The sequence below is a fragment of the Janthinobacterium sp. Ant5-2-1 genome (assembly GCF_001445815.1).
Classification (GTDB): domain Bacteria; phylum Pseudomonadota; class Gammaproteobacteria; order Burkholderiales; family Burkholderiaceae_D; genus Janthinobacterium; species Janthinobacterium lividum_E.
In genome coordinates this window covers 1-21,226 of record NZ_LNCE01000106.1, presented here as the reverse complement: position 1 = coordinate 21,226, position 21,226 = coordinate 1, and the positions used below count along the sequence as shown (strand labels likewise).

At 64.0% G+C, this 21,226-nt stretch carries 16 protein-coding genes; 12 read left to right on the top strand and 4 right to left on the bottom strand.

Annotation, left to right across the window (positions count from 1 at the left end):
• The first annotated feature begins 13 nt into the window (after positions 1–13).
• From ASN89_RS24660 to kefC, 8 genes are all read left to right on the top strand, one after another.
• Positions 14–1,525, top strand: a complete 1,512-nt coding sequence (locus tag ASN89_RS24660; protein WP_058051106.1) for a S41 family peptidase — start codon at positions 14–16, stop codon at positions 1,523–1,525.
• A 162-nt stretch (positions 1,526–1,687) separates the two neighbouring features.
• Entirely contained in the window at positions 1,688–4,411 is a 2,724-nt protein-coding gene (locus ASN89_RS24655) for a TonB-dependent receptor plug domain-containing protein (protein ID WP_058051105.1), read from the top strand.
• Between the two features lie 127 nt (positions 4,412–4,538).
• Complete coding sequence (locus ASN89_RS24650) at positions 4,539–6,359, top strand: M14 family zinc carboxypeptidase (RefSeq protein WP_058051104.1); 1,821 nt, start codon at positions 4,539–4,541, stop codon at positions 6,357–6,359.
• A gap of 61 nt (positions 6,360–6,420) precedes the next feature.
• The gene (locus ASN89_RS24645; RefSeq protein WP_058051103.1) at positions 6,421–7,557 is read left to right on the top strand and encodes an ankyrin repeat domain-containing protein; all 1,137 of its coding nucleotides are present in this window, start codon (positions 6,421–6,423) and stop codon (positions 7,555–7,557) included.
• 119 nt (positions 7,558–7,676) lie between these two features.
• Positions 7,677–8,804: an MGDG synthase family glycosyltransferase gene (locus ASN89_RS24640; RefSeq protein ID WP_058051102.1), complete on the top strand. Its 1,128-nt coding sequence runs from the start codon at positions 7,677–7,679 to the stop codon at positions 8,802–8,804.
• An 8-nt stretch (positions 8,805–8,812) separates the two neighbouring features.
• Positions 8,813–9,283: a hypothetical protein gene (locus ASN89_RS24635; RefSeq protein WP_235502070.1), complete on the top strand. Its 471-nt coding sequence runs from the start codon at positions 8,813–8,815 to the stop codon at positions 9,281–9,283.
• The gene (locus tag ASN89_RS24630) at positions 9,280–9,855 is read left to right on the top strand and encodes a dual specificity protein phosphatase family protein (RefSeq protein WP_082654739.1); all 576 of its coding nucleotides are present in this window, start codon (positions 9,280–9,282) and stop codon (positions 9,853–9,855) included. Before ASN89_RS24635 ends, ASN89_RS24630 begins: the two co-directional genes overlap by 4 nt.
• A 62-nt stretch (positions 9,856–9,917) precedes the next feature.
• Positions 9,918–11,732 (top strand): glutathione-regulated potassium-efflux system protein KefC, encoded by a 1,815-nt coding sequence (gene kefC / locus ASN89_RS24625; protein WP_058051100.1) that lies wholly within the window; start codon positions 9,918–9,920, stop codon positions 11,730–11,732.
• A 93-nt stretch (positions 11,733–11,825) separates the two neighbouring features.
• Here kefC and pepF read toward each other — a convergent pair whose 3' ends face one another.
• The 4 genes from pepF to ASN89_RS24605 all read right to left on the bottom strand — a co-directional run bounded on the left by pepF (position 11,826) and on the right by ASN89_RS24605 (position 16,073).
• A complete protein-coding gene (gene pepF / locus ASN89_RS24620; RefSeq protein WP_058051099.1) occupies positions 11,826–13,694 on the bottom strand; it encodes an oligoendopeptidase F in 1,869 nt (622 codons plus the stop codon).
• Positions 13,695–13,872: 178 nt separating this feature from the next.
• Positions 13,873–14,826 (bottom strand): tRNA 2-thiocytidine(32) synthetase TtcA, encoded by a 954-nt coding sequence (gene ttcA / locus ASN89_RS24615; RefSeq protein ID WP_058051144.1) that lies wholly within the window; start codon positions 14,824–14,826, stop codon positions 13,873–13,875.
• Positions 14,827–14,831: 5 nt separating this feature from the next.
• Positions 14,832–15,230 carry a dihydroneopterin aldolase gene (locus tag ASN89_RS24610; RefSeq protein ID WP_058051098.1) on the bottom strand — a complete coding sequence of 133 codons (399 nt, stop codon included), beginning with the start codon at positions 15,228–15,230 and terminating at the stop codon, positions 14,832–14,834.
• Between the two features lie 54 nt (positions 15,231–15,284).
• The gene (locus ASN89_RS24605) at positions 15,285–16,073 is read right to left on the bottom strand and encodes an SDR family oxidoreductase (protein ID WP_058051097.1); all 789 of its coding nucleotides are present in this window, start codon (positions 16,071–16,073) and stop codon (positions 15,285–15,287) included.
• Positions 16,074–16,147: 74 nt separating this feature from the next.
• On the opposite strand from ASN89_RS24605, the gene ASN89_RS24600 reads away from it, so the two are divergent.
• The 4 genes from ASN89_RS24600 to ASN89_RS24585 all read left to right on the top strand — a co-directional run.
• Entirely contained in the window at positions 16,148–17,299 is a 1,152-nt protein-coding gene (locus ASN89_RS24600; RefSeq protein ID WP_058051096.1) for a class I SAM-dependent methyltransferase, read from the top strand.
• 149 nt (positions 17,300–17,448) lie between these two features.
• Positions 17,449–18,540, top strand: coding sequence for a J domain-containing protein (locus ASN89_RS24595; protein ID WP_058051095.1), 1,092 nt, complete (start codon positions 17,449–17,451; stop codon positions 18,538–18,540).
• A gap of 63 nt (positions 18,541–18,603) precedes the next feature.
• The gene (locus ASN89_RS24590; RefSeq protein WP_046682036.1) at positions 18,604–20,199 is read left to right on the top strand and encodes a DUF3369 domain-containing protein; all 1,596 of its coding nucleotides are present in this window, start codon (positions 18,604–18,606) and stop codon (positions 20,197–20,199) included.
• A 133-nt stretch (positions 20,200–20,332) separates the two neighbouring features.
• Positions 20,333–21,226 (top strand): response regulator (locus ASN89_RS24585; RefSeq protein ID WP_152988680.1); only part of this gene is annotated, 894 nt, incomplete at its 3' end.

Below are 21,226 nucleotides of genomic sequence, written 5' to 3'. Positions count from 1 at the left end.
TGGAAAGTTTCTCATGCATTCCCCGCGCCTGCGTTGCCTCGTTGTTTCCCTCGGATTCGTGTTGAGCGCCTGCGGCGGTGGAGGAGGCGGTAGCATCGACAGCGCGCCCGTCGTGCCGCCCGTGACGCCAACCGGGCCGACCGGGGCGACGGCGCTGGTCGCTTCCTCCACGGTCGCGAACCGTTGCGAGGCGCCGCGCAGCGGCAGCAGCATCGACAAGCCGGGCACCTTGCTCAATGAGCAGACGTGGGTGCGCAGCTGGATCGATGAAACGTATCTGTGGTACCGCGAAGTGCCGACCACCTACCTGCCGCAAAGCTTTGCCACGGCGAAGGCGTATTTCGATGTGCTGAAAACGACTGCCACGACGGCGTCCGGCAAGCCGAAGGACCAGTTCCATTTCACGTATACGACGGCCGAATGGGAAGCCTCGCTCAATGGCGTCGAACTGGGCTACGGCATGCTGCTGGCGCTGACGCGCACCACGCCGCCGCGCAAGGCCGTGGTCACGATCGTCGAACCAGGCTCGCCGGCGGCACTGTCGGGCTTGCGGCGCGGCGATGAGCTGCAAACCGTCGATGGCGTCGATTTCGTCAATGCCCCAGACACTGCCAGCGTGGGTATCATCAACGCGGGCCTGTTCCCTTCGGCGCAAGGCACGCACACGCTGGCGTTCAGCCGCAACGGCGCGCCCATCTCCGCGAGCCTGCAGGCGGTGGATGTCAGCACGAGTTCCGTGCAAAACGAGCGCATCATCGACACGCCCACGGGCAAGGTGGGCTATCTGACCTTCAACACCCACAACAACGTGTCCGAGCGCCAGCTGGCCGAGACCATGGGCCGCTTCCAGGCGGCCGGCATCAGCGACCTGGTGCTCGACGTGCGCTACAACGGCGGCGGCTACCTCGATGTCGCCAGCGAGCTTGCCTACATGATTGCCGGCCCGCAAGTCACCACCGGCAAGACCTTCGAGCAGGTGCTGGCCAATGACAAGACGCGGCCGGCGGCGCCCGTGCCATTCCATGCGCAAAGCCTGGGCTTTGCCGGGCCGAACCCTCTGCCCAAGGGCACGCCGCTGCCCTCGCTGGGCCTCAAGCGCGTGACTTTGCTAACGACGGGCAATACCTGCTCGGCCAGCGAAGCCATCATCAACGGCTTGCGCGGCGTGGACGTGCAGGTCAACCTGATCGGCGGCACGACATGCGGCAAGCCCTACGGTTTCTATCCCACGCCCAATTGCGGCACCACGTATTTCGCCGTGCAGTTCCAGGGCGTCAACGCCAAGGGCTTTGGCGACTTCGCCGATGGCATGGCGCCGACCTGCGCCGTGGCCGACGATTACCAGAACCAGCTGGGCGACCCTGCCGAAGGCATGCTGGCGGCGGCGCTGCGTTACCGCAGCAGCGGCAGCTGTAACCCGGCCACGGGCGCGATCAGGCTGTTGAGTTCGATGGAGAGCCCGGCCGATACGGCCACGCGGCTGCTGCGCCCGGCCTACAAGGAAATTGCTGTATTGAAACGCTAAAGCCCCATTGTGCTCCCCTTCCTGGGCGAAGGAGGGGGGGATTTCTGCTCAGAAATATTTCTATATAACAATTTTGATATATAGAAAGATGAATCCATTCGTTCTGCAATTACTGGCATTTTGATATCTTTCGCCTTCTCCCTAACCTTGAGAAGCGCAAAGATGCCTATACAATTCAAGTTACCACCGCTCACCGTCGCCGTACTGGCCATCCTGGGCGGTTCCGCATGGCAGGCGCACGCGCAAACGCAAGCGCCCGCAGCGGATCAGCAGCCGGCGGCCACCCCGCCAGCCGTCGTGGTCACCGGTTCGCGGATTCCCCGCGCCAGCCTGGAAGGACCATCGTCCGTCACCATCCTGACGGGCGATGAAATCACCAAGCAAGGGTACAAGAACGTCTTCGATGCGCTGACCAACCAGGTACAGAACAGCGGCTTTACGCAAGGCGAGGACTTTGGCAACACGTTCACGCCGTCGGCCAATACCATCAGCCTGCGCGGCCTGGGCCCGAACCACACCTTGATCCTGCTTAATGGCCGCCGCCTGGCCGACTTCCCCGTCGCCTACGAAGGCACGGTCAACTTCACCAATCTGGCGAATATCCCGTCGAGCATAGTCGACCGCATCGAGATCCTCAACGGCGGCGCCTCGGCCATCTATGGTTCCGACGCCATCGCCGGCGTGGTCAACGTCATCCTGAAAAAGCAGACGGAAGGTTTCGATATCAACGTCAAGGTGGGCGGCACCTCGCGCGGCGGTGCCGGCAACCAGCGCGTGCAGCTGACGGGCGGCGGCAATTTCGACAAGCTGCATACCCTGTTCAGCGTGGAGCTGAGCCAGCGCGATCCGCTGTCGAGCCTGCAGCGCGATTTCATGGCCACGCGCTCGGGCACGCCGACGAATATCGCCTCGCGCCGCGTGGTACAAGCGGGCACCTCGGGCAGCTACGTGGACCTGGGCGACACCTGCAACCAGTTCGGCGACCTGTTCGGCGGCAGCGTCGTCAAGTACCAGGCGAAGAACGGCAGCTATTGCGCCAGCCCGAAAGTCGGCCCCACCTATTGGACCACGCAAACCAAGAACCGCAGCCAGAACGTGTTCGGCAGCGCCAACTATGAGCTGTCGCCGGAAACGACGCTGTTCGCCGACTTCCTGATCGGCAAGAACTCGACCGAGAACAATACGCGTGGTCCGACGTGGACGTCGTCGTCGACGGGCAGCAGCTATTTCCGCAACCAGAATACGAACCGCTACGAAGCGTGGACGCGCTATATCTCGCCCGAGGAAATGGGCGGCGTGGAGCGCTACAACCGCAAGTGGGACGACCTGGCCACCGCCATCTCGCTGGGCGCCAAGGGCCGCATTCCCGGCACGTCGTCGTGGCAGTATGAAGCGAACTACAACGCTTCGGTGTACAAGAGCGAAAGCCACACGCCGCGCGCGCTGGCCAATATCGACAGCTTCTTCCTGGGCCCGAAACTGGGTACCGACACCGCCGGCGTGCCGATCTACGCACCGGACCCGGCGCGCCTGTCGCGCCGCCTGACGGCGGCCGAATTCGACAGCATCACGGGCAATTCCGACAGCGACGACAAGGCCTGGACGAATACCCTGAGCCTGGCGACGAATGGCGACCTGTTCCAGCTGTCCGCTGGCCTGGCGAAGATCGCCACCATCGCCGAATTGGGCAAGCAGGGCTTCAGCAATGTGCCCGATGCGCGCCTGAACGACGGTTACTTCAACGTCGCCACCAAATCCGATATCACGGCCGGCACGCGTACCCGCTATGCGCTGGGTGCCGAGATCAACCTGCCGCTGCACGAGAAGCTGACCGGTACCCTGGCTGGCCGCTATGACCGCTACAACTTTGCCGGCCGCAGCGATGGCAAGTTCACCTACAACGGCGGCCTGGAACTGCGTCCCGCGCCGGAGCTGCTGTTCCGCGCCAATTACGCCACCAGCTTCCGCGCACCGGACATGAACTACATCTACAAGGCGCGCGGCACCGGCTACTATTCGAGCACCACCGACTACTACCGCTGCGGCGCTGCCGGACAGGCCATCGAGGATTGCGACTACGCGAATAAATCACCGGGCGCCGACTATGTGCAGAACGGCAGCAAGGATCTGCAGTCGGAAAAAGGCAAGTCCTTCGGCGTGGGCGCCGTCTGGTCGCCAAGTTCGAATTTCGACGTCTCCGTCGATTACTGGAACATCAAGATCGACGACCTGGTGACGAACCTGAGCGCCGACAAGATCCTGCGCGACGAAGCCGATTGCCGCCTGGGCAAGTTCGACATCAACTCGCCTACCTGCGCCGATACCCTGGGCCGCGTCGAGCGTTTCGCGGCCAATGCCCTGAACCGCGCCGGCGAGATCAAGACCATCACCGTCAATCCGATCAACGCGGCCAAGCAGAGCAGCAGCGGCATCGACATCAGCGTCAAGTATTTGCTGCGCACGGCGGACTATGGCCGCTTCGCCTTCAAGGCCAATTACGCCAAGGTGCTGAGCAATAAATCGCAGCAATTTGCCGGCGACGAAGAGATCGACGAACTCAAATCGCTGAACAATACGGATTGGCGCGACAAGCTGAATCTGAGCGTCAATTGGGCTGCTGGCGACTGGTCGAACACCTTGCTGGTCAGCCGCTACAGCAAGATCCCGAACGGCGGCGGTACCGGCTACCTGACGCCGACGGCGCTGGCCAACATCAGCACCGTGTACCGCATCAACGACCGCGCCACCCTGTCGCTGATCGTCAACAACGTGTTCGACAAGATCAAGCGCGACGACAGCGGCGGCTGGCCGTACTACCCGGTGGGCAGCTACAGCCCGCAGGGACGCCAGGGTTGGGTCGAATTCAACTACCATTTCGGTTCGTAATTCACGCTTGACAGAGCAAGGCCGGAGCAGCAGACGCTGTTCCGGCTTTTTTATTTTCCGGCGCAGTTTTACACGCGCCACCACCCCTATAATTGCCCGCTTGTTCTCTCTCGATGGAGTTTGACCCATGCTACGCCACGCCCTGCTGTCCGCCGCCTTGTTGTCCCTGTTTTCTGCCCCTGTACATGCCGCTCCCACCCTGACGACGGTGGCCGAGCGCTCGGGTTTTTTGACCACGGGCCGCTACGCGGAAGTGGAAGCCTTGTGCCGCCAGTTCCAGGCGCGCTATCCGCAGCAGGTGCGCTGCGTGGAATTTGGCCGCACGCCGGAAAACCGTCCCATGCTGGCGCTGGCCGTCAGCAATACGGGCGCACTGACGCCGGCCGAAGCGACGCGCCGCAAGCTGCCCGTGCTGCTGGTGCAAGGCGGCATCCATGCGGGTGAAATCGATGGCAAGGATGCGGGCTTCCTGGCGCTGCGCGAAGTCCTGGAAGGCAAGGCGGCGCCCGGCGCGCTCGATAAACAGGTGCTGCTCTTCGTGCCCGTGTTTAACGTTGACGGTCACGAGCGCTTTGGCCAGTGGAACCGCCCGAACCAGCGCGGTCCCGTGGAAATGGGCTGGCGCAGCACGGCGCAAAATTACAACCTGAACCGCGAATACATGAAGGCCTATACGCCCGAGATGCAGCACATGCTGGCGCTGGTGAACGCCTGGGATCCGCTGGCCTATGTCGACCTGCACGTCACCGATGGCGCCCAGTTCGAACCCGATATCTCGATTCAGGTCGAACCCGTGCATGCGGGCGATGCGGCCCTGCGCGTGGCCGGAGCGGCCTTGCGCGATAATGTCCTGGCCGACCTGGCCAAGCAGGGTTCGGACCCGAAACCGTTCTATATTTCGTTTGCCGAGAACGACAATCCGCAATCGGGCTTTGTCGATTCGGCGCCGAATCCGCGCTTCTCGCATGGCTATTTCCAGCTGCGCAACCGCTTCGGCATGCTGGTGGAAACCCATTCCTGGAAAGACTATCCGACCCGCGTGCGCATCACGCGCAACACCATCGTCTCGCTGCTGTCGCAAGTGGCGCAGCATGGCGCGCAGTGGCGGCAAACGGCGCTCGAGGCGGACGCGCGCGCCGCGCAGCTGGCCGGCACCACCTTGCCGCTCACGTATAAAACGACGGACAAGAGCCGCACGATCGCGTTTCGCGGCTACGCCTACACGCGCACGCCATCCGATGTGTCGGGCGCGCTGATGACGCGCTACGACGAAACCACGCCGCAGATCTGGAACGTGCCCCTGCGCGACGAGATCGTGCCCGACCTGCAGCAGGCAGCGCCCAAGGCCGGCTACCTGGTGCCCGCCGCGCAGGCGCAGATGGTGGCGGCCAAGCTGCGCCAGCATGGCGTGTCCTACCAGGTGCTGTCTGGCGCGCCGGGCAAGCTGCCGGTCGAAACCTTCCGCGCCACGGCCGTCAAATTCGGGGCGCAGTCGTTCGAGGGACGCCAGACGGCGGCCGTGCAGGGCGAGTGGCAGAAAGAGGAGCGGATGGTCGGTGCGGGCGCGCTGTACGTGCCCGTCAACCAGGCCAAGGCGCGCCTGGTCGTGGCCCTGCTCGAGCCGCGCGCGCCCGATTCGCTGCTGGCCTGGGGCAGTTTCAATACGGCCTTCGAGCGCAAGGAATACATGGAAGAATACGTGGCCGAAGACGTGGCGCGCGCGCAGCTGGCGGCCGACCCGGCGCTGGCGGCGCAGTTCCACCAGAAGCTGGCTGACGATCCCGCGTTCGCCAAGAACCCGGCCGCGCGCCTGGAATTCTTCGCCCGCCGCCACGCTTCCTGGGATGAGCGTCTGAACCTGTATCCGGTGCTGCGCACGGATGCCGCGCCGGCCGGCCTGGCATCGCCGCCTGCGCGCACACTGAAGTTGTCAAATCGCGCAGATTAATCGGAAGAAAATGCTATTCTCCGCTCGATGATGGCGCCGCCACCACGAGCAGAGAACATGCATGGTCAACAAGACACTCTACAATCAGCACCGCGAGGCGTTTTTTCGCCTCTGCGACGCCGTCGGCGAGAATCAGGTGGAGCAGGTGCGCAGCCTGCTCGAGGCCACGCCGCTGCTGTTGACCTTGCGCCGCTACAACATGGATGACGGCGAATCGCTGCTGCATCTGGCCGCGGCCGGCGGCAGCCGCGAGGTCTGCGCATTGCTCGTGTCGCTGGGCATGGACGTCGACCTGCCCTTGCCCGGTTACCGCAACCTTACGCCGCTGGATGCGGCGGCAAGCCATGGCCACCTCGATACCTGCCGCTGGCTGCTCGAGCAGGGCGCCGCCGTCGATGGCTTGCCGGACAATATACTGTCGCCGCTGGACAGCGCCTGTGTTGGCGGCCACGAGGACGTGGTCGCATTGCTGCTGCAGCGGGGTGCCAATCCGAATCGCCTGCATACGCGCTGGAACCAGGCGCCGGTCGATATCGCCACCGGCTGGGGCTTTCCCGCGATCGCCCGATTGCTCTCTGCCGCCGGCGGCGTCAGCACACTCGACGTGCCGCAGCAGGCCGCCGCGTCGCCGAAGGAAGCTATCCGCACCTTCATGCACAATAGCGCCGGCTGGGTGCTGCCGGCCGTGTTCAGCCCGGACAGCGGCGATGCGCGTTTTTCGCTGGGGATCAGCTGCATCGGCGGCAAGCGCGATTTCAAGCTGTTGTTTAGCACCGGCCTGTTCCGGCAATCGCCGATGACGGAACTGGCCATCTGCCTGCCGGCCCGCTGGCCGCTGACCGTCAACGGCTTCGCGGAGCACAGCCCGTGGCGCTTTCCCGTGGCGCTGCTGGCGCGCCTGGGACGGCGCACGCTCGACCAGGCCAGCCTGGCGGCGGGCGAGTTGCTGCGGCGCGACGATCCGTACCTGGCGGACCTGGCGTGGCCGGACGGTGTCGATGCGCTGCTGGCCATCGACAAGCGCTGGAATCCCGAGCCGGAGGAAGACGACATTGCCGACGATGACAAGGTCACCATTTATTTGCTGGTGCCGGTGGCGTACACGAAGAAAGGCGCGCCCGGCGCCAGCGCCTTGCCTGCCTTGATCGAGCGCAAGCTCAAAGGCAGCTGGAAAGTGTCGGCCTTGCCCACCCCGTGATTGGCTAGCGCCGGCCTGCACGCGCGCATGGCCAGATCAAGCCGTAAAGCTTGCGGCAATGTTATCCTGCCAATAAATTTTCCGCGCCCGCGCCAACCCGTTCCACGCATCGGTTTTCCATGACAAAAAAAATTCTTCTCCTGAGCGTCTCGGCCGGCGCCGGCCACATGCGCGCGGCGCAAGCCATCGAGGCGCATGCGGCGCACGATGGCGATGGCGGCCCCGCGGCGCTGGCCCTGCATCTGGACGTGATGGATTTTGTGACGCCGGCCTTCCGCAAGCTGTACACGGATTTTTATATCAAGCTGGTCAACAAGGCGCCCGCGCTGTGGGGCTATCTGTACCACGCCACCCATGACGCGCCGCGCGACAGCTCGATGCAGCGCTTGCGCCGCGCCGTCGAGCGTCTCAACACGCGCGCGCTGATGACGCAGATCGCCGCCTTCCAGCCCGACGCCATCATCTGCACGCATTTCCTGCCGGCCGAACTGCTGTCGCGCGCGCTGCGCCAGCACCAGCTGGCTTGCCCCGTGTGGGTGCAGGTCACGGATTTCGACTTGCACCGCATGTGGGTGCACGAGCAGATGGAAGGTTATTTCGCCGCCACCGACGAAGTGGCGTTCCGCATGCGCCACGAAGGCATTCCCGCCGAGCGTATCCATGTGACGGGTATCCCCATCATGCCCGCGTTTGCGCAGGCGCCCGGGCGCGTGTCGTGCGCGCAGGCGTTTGGCCTCGACCCGCGGCGCACGACGATCTTGCTGATGGGCGGCGGGGCGGGCCTGGGCAGCCTTGAAACCGTGGCCGCGCGACTGCTGGCGCTGCCGGGCGACTTCCAGCTGATCGTGCTGGCGGGGAAAAACGCGGCCGCGCTGGCGGCGCTGCAGGCGCTGGCCGGCCAGTATCCGGGTCGCCTGCTGGCACAAGGCTTTACCAGCGAAGTCGAGCGCCTGATGGCGTGCGCCGACCTCGTGATCACCAAGCCGGGCGGCTTGACCACGTCCGAATGCCTGGCGCTGGGCTTGCCCATGATCGTCAACTCGCCGATTCCCGGGCAGGAAGAGCGCAATGCCGACTATCTGCTGGAGCAGGGCGTGGCCTTGAAGGCATTCGACGCCGTCACCCTGGAATACCGCGTGCGCCTGTTGCTCGATCATCCCGAGCAGTTGCAAGCCATGCGCGCAAAGGCGCTGGCCCTGGGGCGTCCGCGCGCCGCTCTGGATGTACTGGCGCAGGTGCTGGCTTGACGGGCGCCGTGGCAAAACCCTGGCAGATCGCCCTGACCCTGGCCTGGGTGGCGCTGCTGGGATTATTTTTTGCGCAGGTGGAAATCCAGATCGAAGGGCCAGCCGGCTGGGCCGCGAACCTGCCCACCTGGCGCATCGAAAGCCATTGGCTGCTCGATATCTTCTGGGGCGGGCGGCCGATGACCGGCTACCATGCCTGGGTCTTTCCCTTCATCGCCCTGTTTTTCCATTTCCCCATGATCTTTCTGGCGCAATGGTCGCTGCGGCTAGAGTGCCGCGCCATCGGCTGCATCATGCTGTTCTGGATCATCGAGGATTATCTGTGGTTCGTGCTCAATCCCGCCTATGGCGTGGCGCACTTCAATCCGGCCCATATCGCCTGGCACAAGCACTGGCTGTGGTGGGCGCCGACCGACTACTGGGTGTCGCTGCTGCTGGCCGGCGTACTGCTGTGGTTTTCATACAAGAGGAAGTCATGACCTTGCCGTATCTCCTGCTGTTGTCCCTGGCTCTGGCGGCCGGTTCCGCCGGCGCGCAGGCGCCCCTGCCGCCGCAGCGCAATGCCGAGTGGGCCACACCGCTGCCGCAGGTGTCGAATCTGCACCAGGTCACGCCCGCTCTGTACCGCAGCGCCAGGCTCGATAGCAGCGACGTGGCCCAGCTGCAGGCGCTGGGCGTGAAGACGGTGATCAGCCTGCGCTCCTTCCACTCCGATACGCAGGTGCTCGAGGGGAGCGGCATCCGCGCCGTGCGCATCCCCATCAATACCTGGGCCATCCGCGACAAGCACGTGATCGACACCATGCGCAGCATCCGCGCGGCAGAGCAGCAGGGCCCCGTGCTGCTGCATTGCCTGCACGGCGCCGACCGCACGGGCATGATGGCCGCCATGTACCGCATGCTGTACCAGGGCTGGCCGCGCGAGAAGGCGATCGACGAGTTGAAAAACGGCGGTTACGGCTATCACGCCGTGTGGAAAAATATCGAAAGCTACCTCAAACGCGTAAATGTCGACGAGATACGTGCGCGCATCGACTCTCCGCAGCCCTGATCCCCGCTGGCGCGCCACTTCAGGCATGATTGCGATTCCAATCACGTTTTTCCGGAATCCGCATGGAACACCACAGCTTTCTCATCAACATACTGTTTTACCTGGTCGCCGCCATCATCATGGTGCCGCTGGCCAAGCGCCTGGGCATGGGCGCCGTGCTGGGCTACTTGGTGGCCGGCGTCGTCATCGGACCATGGGGCCTGGGCCTGATCAAGAATGTCGAGGTGATCCTCAGCTTTTCCGAATTCGGCGTGGTGCTGCTGCTGTTCCTGATCGGCCTGGAGCTCGAACCGAAGCGATTGTGGCTGCTGCGCCGGCCGATCTTCGGCTGGGGCGGGGCGCAGGTGGGCGTCGTCAGCGCGGGACTGTGCGCCGTGGCCATGGCCTTCGGCGTGGACTGGCGCACGGCGCTGGTTGGCGCGCTGGGGCTGTCGCTGTCGTCGACGGCCATCGTGCTGGCCACCCTGGGTGAACGTAAATTAATGAGCACGCCGGCCGGTTCCGCCGGCTTTTCGATTTTGCTGTTCCAGGATATCGCCGCCATTCCCATGATCGCGCTGGTGCCGCTGCTGGGCGGCCTCGTCACGCATAGCGGCGAACCGGGCTGGCTGCGCGTGGCCAAGCTGGCCGCCGTGCTGGCGGCGCTGGTGATCGGCGGGCGCTTCCTCGTGAATCCCATCCTGCGCTTCATCGCCCGGACGGACTTGCGCGAAATTTTCACGGCTTTCGCCCTGCTGCTGGTGATCGCCATTTGCGTGCTGATGGAATCGGTGGGCCTGTCGATGGCGCTGGGTACCTTCATGGCCGGCGTGCTGCTGGCCGATTCAGAATATCGGCATGAGCTGATCAGCGATCTGGAGCCGTTCAAGGGCCTGTTATTGGGCCTGTTCTTCATTGCCGTGGGCATGTCCGTCGATTTCGGCGTGCTGCGCGCCCAGCCCTTGCTGATCCTGGCCCTGGTGGCGGGCCTGCTGGTGGTGAAAATCGCCTTGCTGTACCTGCTGTCGAAGTTCGTCGACATTCCCCGCGGCCAGCAGCTGTTCTTTGCGCTGCTGCTGTCGCAGGGCGGCGAATTCGCCTTCGTCGTGTTTGCCGCTGCCGAGGCCGCGCACGTGTTTGCGCCGGAGACGGCCGCGCTGCTGGTCGTGGTGGTGACCCTGTCGATGGTGGCCACGCCCTTGCTGCTGCTGGCGCATGACAAATTCATCGCGCCGCGCCTGCAAGGCGAAAAGAAGCGCCGTCCCGACGACCATATCGAGGCGCAGGACAACCCTATCGTCATCGCCGGCTTTGGGCGCTTCGGCCAGATCATCGGCCGCCTGCTGGCGGCCAACAAGATCGGCGTGACGGTGCTCGATCACGATCCGGACCAGATCGACCTGCTGCGCAAATTCGGCTTCAAAGTGTTTTATGGCGACGCCACGCGCGTGGATTTACTGGTGGCGGCCGGCATCGAAAAAGCCAGGGCGCTGGTGATCGCCATCGACAACGTGGACGACAGCCTGGCCCTGGTCGACGCCGTGCGCCTGCGCCTGCCCGAACTGACGATTCTGGCGCGCGCGCGCAACGTCACGCATTACTATGAATTGATGAAGCGGGGCGTGACCCTGATCGAGCGCGAGACGTTTGCCGCCGCCCTGCTGCTGGGCGAACAGACCTTGCAGCAGGTGGGCTTCAGCGCGGAGCGGGCGCAGCGCGCGGCCGGCATCTTTGGCCGGCATAACCTCAAGACCTTGCTGGAAGTGGCGCCGCACTTCCAGGACCAGCAAAAAGTCATGTCCCTCACGCGCCAGGCGCGAGAGGAGCTGGAAGACATGTTCGAGAGCGATGCGGCGGCGTTTGCGGCGGCGGAAGTGGAAAACGGTAGGTCGGATTAGCGGCGAAGCCGCGTAATCCGACACCTTGTTGGCGTTATTGGTGGTGTCGGCTTACGCGCTTTGCGCTAAGCCGACCTACGGTTGGCCTCAGCTCTATTTGCCCCGGCGGCTCTCAATCGCCTCGATCTGGTCCATGATGCCGTTCATGCGGGCCACCAGCGCCTGGTACGGTTTCGGCGAGGCCAGGTCGACGCCGGCCGCCTTCACCAGCTCGTAGGGGTAGGCCGAGCCGCCGGAACTGAGCATCTTCAGGTAGGCGGCCAGCGCGCCCGGTTCCTTGTCGAGGATGCGCTGCGCGAAATCCTGCGCCGCCGCGATCGAGGTGGCGTACTGGAACACATAGTAGCCGTGATAGAAGTGCGGCACGTAGGCCCATTCCAGCGCGTAGGCGGGGTCGATGCTCATGACGCCCTGCGCTTCGCCGTGGTAGCGCTTGAGGATGCCCGCGTAGATGGCCGTGATCTCTTCGCCCGTCAGCGATTCTCCCTTGTCCACCTTGCCGTGGATGGCCGCCTCGAATTCGGCGAACATGGCCTGGCGGAAGAAGGTGCCGCGCAGGTTTTCCAGCGCCGCGCCCAGGTACAGCAGGCGCTCGTCGTCATCCTTGGCCTGCTTCAGGCGCGCGTCGAGCAGCAGCGCCTCGTTCGTCGTCGAAGCGATTTCCGCGACAAAGATGCTGTATGGCGCATAGATCGACGGCTGCGCCTTGTTGGCCAGCACCGAGTGCATGGCGTGGCCCCATTCGTGCGTCAGGGTGCTGACGGCTTCGTAATTGTCCGTGTAATTGAGCAGCACGAACGGATGCACGTCGTACGCGTCGCCATTCATGTAGGCGCCCGCCACCTTGCGCGGGCGCGGATACACATCCATCCAGCGCGCGTCCACGGCGGCAGTGAGCGCCTTGACGTAGCCGGGGCCCAGCGGCGCGGCGGAGTCGAGCATCATCTGCTTGCCTTCGGCCAGCGGGAAGCTGCGGTTGCTTTTCAGCAGCGGCGCATAGATGTCGTAGTAGGCCAGGTCCTTGACGCCCAGCATGCGCGCGCGCAGCTTGAAGTAGCGGTGCAGGGTGGGCAGGTTGGCGTTGGTTTGCGCGATCAGGGTCTGGTAGACGGCTGGCGGCAAATTGTCGGCGTCGAGCGCGGCGCTTTGCGAGTCGGCGTAGCGGCGCACTTTCGCGTAGGCGGCGTCCGTCTTCAACTGGCCGTACAGGGTTTCGCCGAACGTGCGTTCATATTCCTTCCACTTGCCGAAGAAGGCGTCGAACACCAGCTTGCGGTCCGCGCGATTGTCGTCGTCGCGGTACTTGGTATAGGCCGCCTGGTCGAGTCGTACTTCCTTGCCGTCCGATAATTTGACTGTTGGCCACGGGATTTCCGCATTGGCGAGGGTGCGGTAGACGCTGGCGGCCGAGCCAGTCGCCAGGCCGAATTGCGCCACCAGTTGTTCGCCTGCCGCGTCCAGCGTATGCGGCGCGCTGCGCAGCATGTTACTCAATTGAAAGCGGTACAGCTGCAAGCCCTTGTCTTTCGCCAGCATGGCGTCGATGCGCTTGCTGCCCAGGGCGAGGATTTCCGGCTGCAAAAAGGTCGTCGCCTGGCTGAAGTCGTTGCCCAGCAGGGCGGCGCGCTGGTTCAGCTGGTTGCCCTTGCTGTCGCCCGTGTCCTGGTCGTAGTACTGCGCCGCATAGGTGGTGAGCGTGTTGACGCGCTTGCGCGCCTCGGCGTACAGGTCCAGACAGCTTTTCAGTCGGGTGCCCAATTGCCCCTTGCAGGCGCCCAGTTGCTGCAACTGGGCCGACAGTTTTTTCGCGTCGGCGTCGAACGCGGCATCGTTTTGATACAGTGCCGTCAAATCCCAGCGGTCCGCCTGGCGGTCGGTGGGCGCAGGGGCGGCAGAGGCGGTGGCGAGGCTGAAGGCCAGCAGGGAAAACAGCAGGGGGCGCTTGAGGGCGGATGGCGTCATGGTTCATTCCAGTGAGGTTGTCGGAAGAATGCGTGCTGACCGCCGGGCAGGAATGCGCGCGTGACACATCGCGTACCGGCAGAGCTGACTACGGTACATCAAATGGACGCAGGGGGAAAGAGGGGGATGCCGCCACCTGGGCGGTGGCGGCGAAACGGCAGGAGTTTACAACAGCGGCTTACAGCGCTTGCAGCGGGATCGTGCCGAACGTCGTCGGCGTCGAGCACGGCTCTTCATCGAAAGCGATGTCGCCCATGGGGCTGGCCACGCCGTCCGCTTTCAAATCCTTGAAGCCGAACAGTTTCGGGTCCATCAAATGCGACGGCGCCACGTTCGACAGGGCCGAGAAGATGCTTTCCACGCGGCCGGGGAATTTCTTGTCCCATTCGCGCATCAAGCCCTTGATCTGCTTGCGCTGCAGGTTTTCCTGCGAACCGCACAGGTCGCATGGAATGATGGGGAAGCCCTTGACTTCCGCATAGCGCTGCGTGTCCTCTTCCTTCACGTAAGCCATCGGGCGGATGACGATGTGCTTGCCGTCGTCCGATTGCAGCTTTGCCGGCATGCCTTTCAGCTTGCCGCCGAAGAACATATTCAGGAAGAACGTTTCCAGGATGTCATCGCGGTGGTGGCCCAGGGCGATCTTGTTGGCGCCCAGCTCGTCGGCCACGCGGTACAGGATGCCGCGGCGCAGGCGCGAGCACAGCGAGCAAGTCGTCTTGCCTTCCGGGATCAAACGCTTGACGATGCTGTAGGTGTCCTGATTTTCGATGTGGAAAGCCACGCCCAGTTCCGTCAGGTAGGCGGGCAGGATTTCCGGCGGGAAGTTCGGCTGCTTCTGGTCCAGGTTGACGGCGACGATGTCGAAGTGAATCGGCGCGCGTTCGCGCAAGGTCATCAAAATGTCCAGCAGCGCGTAGCTATCCTTGCCGCCGGACAGGCAGACCATCACCTTGTCGCCGTCTTCGATCATGTTGAAGTCGCCGATGGCCTGGCCCACCAGGCGGCACAGGCGCTTGTGCAGCTTGTTGTTTTCCAGGGCGATCTTTTCCGCCTTCTTGCGCGCCAGTTTCTGCGCTTCCACGTTGGCCGGAATTTCCACGGCTGTTTCCATGACTGCGGTGTCGTTCATGTTGTTCATACTTCATCCTTGATCTTGAATACTTCCACGCCCACGCCTTCGCAGTCGGGATACACGTCCGGTTTCATGCTCGACACGCGCGCAGCGCGCACGCGCGGGTGCGCCAGCATGGCGGCGAGCACGTCGTCGACCAGACTTTCCTGCAGTTGCACATGGCCTTGGGCCATGCGCTTGGCGATGGTTTCGCGCATGAAGTCGTAGTCGACCACTTCTTCCAGCTGATCATCCTTCGGCGTCGACAGGGCCAGGGGAATGTACAGGTCGACGTTGATGAGGACGCGCTGCTCGCCCTTTTTCTCGAAGTCGTAGACGCCGATGTTGATGAGGACTTCGTAATTGCGCAGGAACAGGCGGCGGCAATCGGCCAGGCGAGGGTGGAACAGGGCGGACGACATAGGTTTTACCTTTTAGGGAATGCTGGAATGCTGGTTGTTTGCTAGGGCTGCTGATTATTTGGTCAAAAACATGACGTCGCGTGGCAAGCCGATCAAATGCTGGCCGCCATCGACCAGCAGGGTCGTGCCCGTCAGCGCGCGCGCGCCGGCCACGTAACAGACGCAGTCGGCCACATCTTCTGGCGTGCTGGAGCGTCCCAGCGGCGTGTTTTCATGCGCCTTGGCAAAGTTCGCTTGCGTCTGCTCGCCGGAAACCATGGTGATGCCGGGGGCGATGCCCACCACGCGCACTTTCGGCGCCAGCGCCTGGGCCAGCATGGTGGTCGCCGACAGCAGCGCCGCCTTGGACAGGGTGTACGACAAAAAATCAGGATTGAGATTGTACAGTTTTTGATCCAGCAAGTTGATGACCACGGCTTGCCCGCCGCTTGGGGTGGCCTGGTACAGCGCTTGCGCCAGCAGGATGGGGGCGGCCAGGTTGGCGTGCATGTGGGCGTCGAGCGCGGTGAAGGAAAAATCGCCCGCATTGTCGTATGCAAACAACGATGCGTTGTTGACCACGCAAGTAACGGGCCCCAGCGCCGCCTGTGCCTGCGGCAGCAGCTGGCGCACGGCCACTTCCTGCGCCAGGTCGCAGGGGAACGCTTGCGCGCGGCGGCCCAGCGCCGTGATTTCCGCCACCAGACTGAGAGCTTCGTCGCGCGAGTCGCGGTAATGGACGGCGATATCCCAGCCGTCGCGCGCCAGGCCCAGCGCGATGGCGCGGCCGATGCGGCGCGCGGCGCCCGTGACGAGGGCGACGCGGGGAGTGCTGTCGAATGGCGTTGTCGTTGCTTCTGTCATGTCTTTGCTATGGTTGAGATATTCGGTGGACGCCACACTGGCGGCATGCGGCGCCGATTCGCTACAATGCGGGAATGTCTCTTCCCGCACCCGATAGCGACGCGCTGGCCGCGTCCCATGCCTTGCAGCACCAGATTGCCGCCGAAATCGCGCGCAATGACGGCGCCATTCCCTTTGTCCGCTTCATGGAGCTGGCGCTGTACGCGCCTGACCTCGGCTATTACAGCGGCGGTGCCGCGAAGCTGGGCAAAGATGGCGATTTTACAACTGCGCCCGAGATTTCGCCCCTGTTCGGCGCCACCCTGGCCCATGTGGCAGCCGCTATTATGGCGCAAACGGCCCCGCGCATCCTCGAATTCGGCGCCGGCACGGGCAAGCTGGCCTTCGATATCCTGACGGAAGCGGCGCAGACCGGCATCGCGATCGAACAGTATGCGATCGTCGAATTGTCCGGCGAATTGCGCGCGCGCCAGGAGCTGGCGCTGGCCGCCTTCCCGCAGGTGGTGTGGCTCGACGGTTTCCCCGACAGTTTCGAAGGCGCCGTGTTCGGCAATGAAGTGCTCGACGCCATGCCCGTCAACCTGATCAGCAAGACGCCGGCCGGCTGGTGCGAACTCGATGTCAGCATTGCCGACGGCCAGTTCGTGTTTGTCGAGCGCCTGGCCGGCGCCGATGTGGCCGCGCAGATCGCCGCCCAGGTGCCCGATGCCGATGACTTGCCTGTCGGTTATGTCAGCGAGATCCACGGCGTGGCCTGCGGCTTCATGCGCTCGCTGGCGCAGATGCTGACGAATGGCAAGGGTGGCGCGGCCGTGCTGTTCGATTACGGTTTTCCTGCGCACGAGTATTACCTGGACTTGCGCGCCACGGGCACCTTGATGTGCCACTACCGCCATCACGCCCACGCGGAACCGTTTTATCTGCCCGGCTTGCAGGACATCACGGCCCACGTGGATTTTACGGCCATGGCGGTGGTGGCGCAGGACGCGGGCCTTGACGTGCTTGCCTATATGAACCAGGCGTCCTTCCTGCTGGGCTCCGGTATCGGCGACTTGCTGCTGCGCACCGACCCCGAGCAGGTCAAAACGTACTTGCCGCAGGCCAGCGCCGTACAAAAGCTGGTGTCGCCGGCCGAGATGGGGGAATTGTTCAAGGTGCTGGTGGTGGGGCACCAGGTGGCGTTGCCGGAAGCGCTGTTGTCGAGTGACCGCAGTCACCGCCTGTAAGCGCCGGCAATATCAAGGCGCGGCAGTATCGCCCTGCAATTTCCTGTCCGCCGGTGGTTATTATCTTGTCATATCGTATATGATGACCGACACAGCACGGTTCCATCCTGCAAGAACCCGTCGCCGCGCACCGATTTCAAGATAGAACGATGGGAAAGATACATACACACTATGACAACCTGAAAGTGGCGCGCCTGGCGCCGCAGGAAGTCATACGTGCCGCGTACAAAGCCCTCAGCCAGAAATACCATCCCGACAAGAATCCCGGCGACGAAAAGGCCGCCCGCATCATGGCGATCCTCAACAGTGCCTACGGCACCTTGTCCGATCCACAACGCCGCAAGGAACACGACGAGTGGATCGCCGCCGAGGAGTGGGAAATCGAATGGCTGGAAAGCACCCACCACGAAGAAGGCAAGACCCGCGATGGCCGCGCGAAAGGCCATGCCCAGCCGCATGAGCACGCCTGGGCGCAGGATGTGCCGCCGCCGAAGGGCAAGCCGCGGCGCGGCTTGCAACCTGTCTGGCGCAACTGGCGCTGGTGGTTGAGTCTGCTTGTTTGCCTGCTGCTGGGCTGGCTGGGCGCCTTGCTGATGCTCGATACCTCGCAGCCCGTGCCTGCCGCGCTGGCATCGGCCTGGAGCGGGCTGGCCCGCGATGGCGCCAGGGCGCACCCGGACACGGCAACGGCGGACGGCGCCGCCACGCCGCCGGCAAAAAACGAGGCCGTGGCCATCGATAGCTGGGCCGTGGGCAAGCCGTATGCGGCCGAGCCTGCGCAAGCGAAGGCGCCCGAGATCCGCGTGCTGGCCGTGGCGCAGCTGAGCCTGAAAGCCAGCCGGCCCGTCTGCGATGGCGCCAGCCAGGCCGAATCGGCAGCGCTGGTGGCGCCGAATGGCGAGCCTTGGCCGGCGCGGTCCGGCTATGTCGATGGCTTCCCGATCGGTAACAAGGGCGACGAACTGAGCTTGACCATCGACAACAGCAGCAACACGGCGCCCGTCTTCGTCAAGCTGTATGACCAGGAGCGGCGCTCGAATGTGCGCTACCTGTACATCCTGGCCAATGACAAGCTGACGGTGGAGCAGCTCAGCGCGGGCAAGTACGAAGTGCGCTACCAGGCCGTCGGGCCCGGCCAGGACAATTGCGGCGGCGCCACGCGCAGCGGCGCTTCGATACCGGCGCCGGCGCCTGCGACGGGAGAGGGTGGGACGCAGAATCCTGTTGTAAGCAGCATCTAATCTGATTATGCTTGATATGCGTCAACGCAGCGTTCACATCGAACTTATCCCTTAGGAGTATTCATGACCGACCTCAAAGCCGATGCAGATGATAACTGGCTGCTCGACGAAGATGAGCCGGTGGCCAGTCCCTCCGGGCTGGCCGCGCCCGACCAGCGCCTGTGGCGTGTGCTGATCGTCGATGACGACGTCGATGTGCATGCCGTCACGCGGCTGGCGCTGCGCAATGTCAGTTTCAAGGGCCGTGAACTGGAACTGTTTTCCGCCTACAGCGGCCGCGAAGGGTACGAGATCCTGCGCGACACGCCCGATATCGCGCTGGTGCTGCTCGACGTGGTGATGGAAACGGATGACGCGGGCCTGATCCTCGCCAAGCGCATCCGCGCCGACCTGAACAACTCCATCGTCCGCGTCGTGCTGCGCACGGGCCAGCCGGGCCAGGCGCCCGAGCAGCGCGTCATCATCGAATACGACATCAACGATTACAAGGCCAAGACGGAACTGACGACGCAAAAGCTGTTTACCACCGTCATTTCGGCCCTGCGCGCCTACGAGAGCCTGATGATGCTCGAGCGCAGCCGCATCGGCCTGGGCAAGATCCTCGCCGGCGCCACGAACCTGTACCAGATCCATTCCCTGCGCGAATTCGCTTCCGGCGTGCTGAACCAGGTCAGCGCCATCCTCGACGTGGGCGCCGATGGCGTGCTGTGCCTGATGCAGGGCGGCGCCGGGCGTCCCGAAGTGGTGGCCGCCACGGGCACATATGCCGTGCTGGCCGAATCCGAAGCGATGCCGGCAGATCACGCGCTCACGCCCACCATCGACAAGGCGTTCGCGGAAAAGCGCAGCCAGTTCGAGCATCCCGCCAACGTACTGTTCATCCACACGGAAGGCAACCGCGAACTGGCCATCTCCGTCACGCCGCCGTGGCCGCTGGCGCAGATCCAGCGCGATCTGCTGGAAGTGTTTTGCCAACGCATCGCCGCCGCGTTCGACAACCTGTACATGTTCGGCCAGCTGCGCAAGGCGCAGGAAGCGACCGTCGTCGCGCTGGCCGACCTGGCCGAGTTCCGCGACAGCGATACGGGCGGCCACGTGCGGCGGGTGCAGCTCTTGTCCGACGCCATCGCCCAGCGCATGCAGCAGCGCGGCGTGTATGCCGACGAGCTCAGCCCGCAGCTGCTCGACATGATCGGCCTGGCCAGCATCCTGCACGACGTGGGCAAGGTGGCCACGCCGGACGCCGTGCTATTAAAACCAGGCAAGCATACGGACGAGGAGCGCACGCAGATGCAGCTGCATGCCAGCGTCGGGCGTACCATCCTCGAGCGGGCCGCCAACATGGTCGACGGCGTCAGCTACCTGACGTATGGCGCGCAGATCGCCGGCGGCCACCACGAACACTTCGATGGCGCCGGCTACCCGAATGGCCTGAAGGGGCGTGACATTCCCGTGGCCGCGCGCATCGTTGCCGTGGTCGACGTCTTCGATGCCTTGCTGCATGAGCGGCCCTACAAGGAGCCGTGGCCATATCCGCAGGTGCGCGAATACATCGAGCAGCGCAGCGGCAGCCAGTTCGATCCGGAAGTGGTGACGGCGCTGCTGGACCTGATCGACAACGAACCGCAACTGTGGCATCCGGAGCGCGCCACCGCTTGAGTTGCAACTTCGTTGGCGCTTTTCGGCACGCCGCCATTCCCTTGCGCGCGGCGCCGTCATATACTCGGCAGCCTCATGCTGGCCGGCGCCACGCACCAGTGTGGCGCGCCGCGGAGTTTTCGGACATCACGACATGAAAGAACTCAAGGGCCTCAGCGCACTGATCATCGAACCGCATCCGGGCATGCGCGCCAGCCTGCACAATATGCTCAACCTGTGCGGCCTGGCGAAGATCGACGACGCGGCCAGCTCGGGTCAGGCGATCCGCATGCTGGGCAGCAAATCGTATGATCTGATCCTGTGCGAATACGACCTCGACGGCGGGCAGGATGGCCAGCAGATGCTGGAAGACTTGCGCCACCACAAGTTGATGCACGCATCGACCATGTTCTTCATGGTCACGGGCGAAGGCAGCTTCGCCAAGGTGGTCAGCGCCGTCGAGCTGTTGCCCACCGATTACATCCTCAAGCCATTCACCGCTGACAACATGCTCGAGCGCATCGGCCGCGCGCTGGACAAGCGCAACGCCTTCGTGCCCGTGTATGAACTGATCGACGTGGGCAACGAGCGCGCGGCGATTGCTGCCTGCGCCGAGGGCGCCAGCCTGTATCCCCGCTACGCCACGGATTTCCTGCGCCTGCGCGCGGAACTGCATTTGCTGCTGGGCGAGGCGGCCGACGCCGAGCCGATCTACGCGGCCCTGTACGAGAGCAAGTCCATCGGCTGGGCGCGCCTGGGGCAGGCCAAGACGCAGTTCCTGCTGGGCGAATACGAAGCGGCGCAGGGCATGCTGGAAGGGCTGCTGGAAAACAACAAGCGTTTTCTCGACGCCTATGACTGGCTGGCGCGCACGCACTTGGCGCAAGGCAAGCCGGAACTGGCGCAGGCAGCCCTGAGCGAAGCGGTGGCCCTGTCGCCGCACGCCGTGCGCCGCTTGCGCCGCCTGGGCGAGGCGGCGCAAGCGGCCGACGATATCGACATGGCGGAAAAATCCCTGAAACTGGTCGTCAGCAAGGCCAAGTATTCG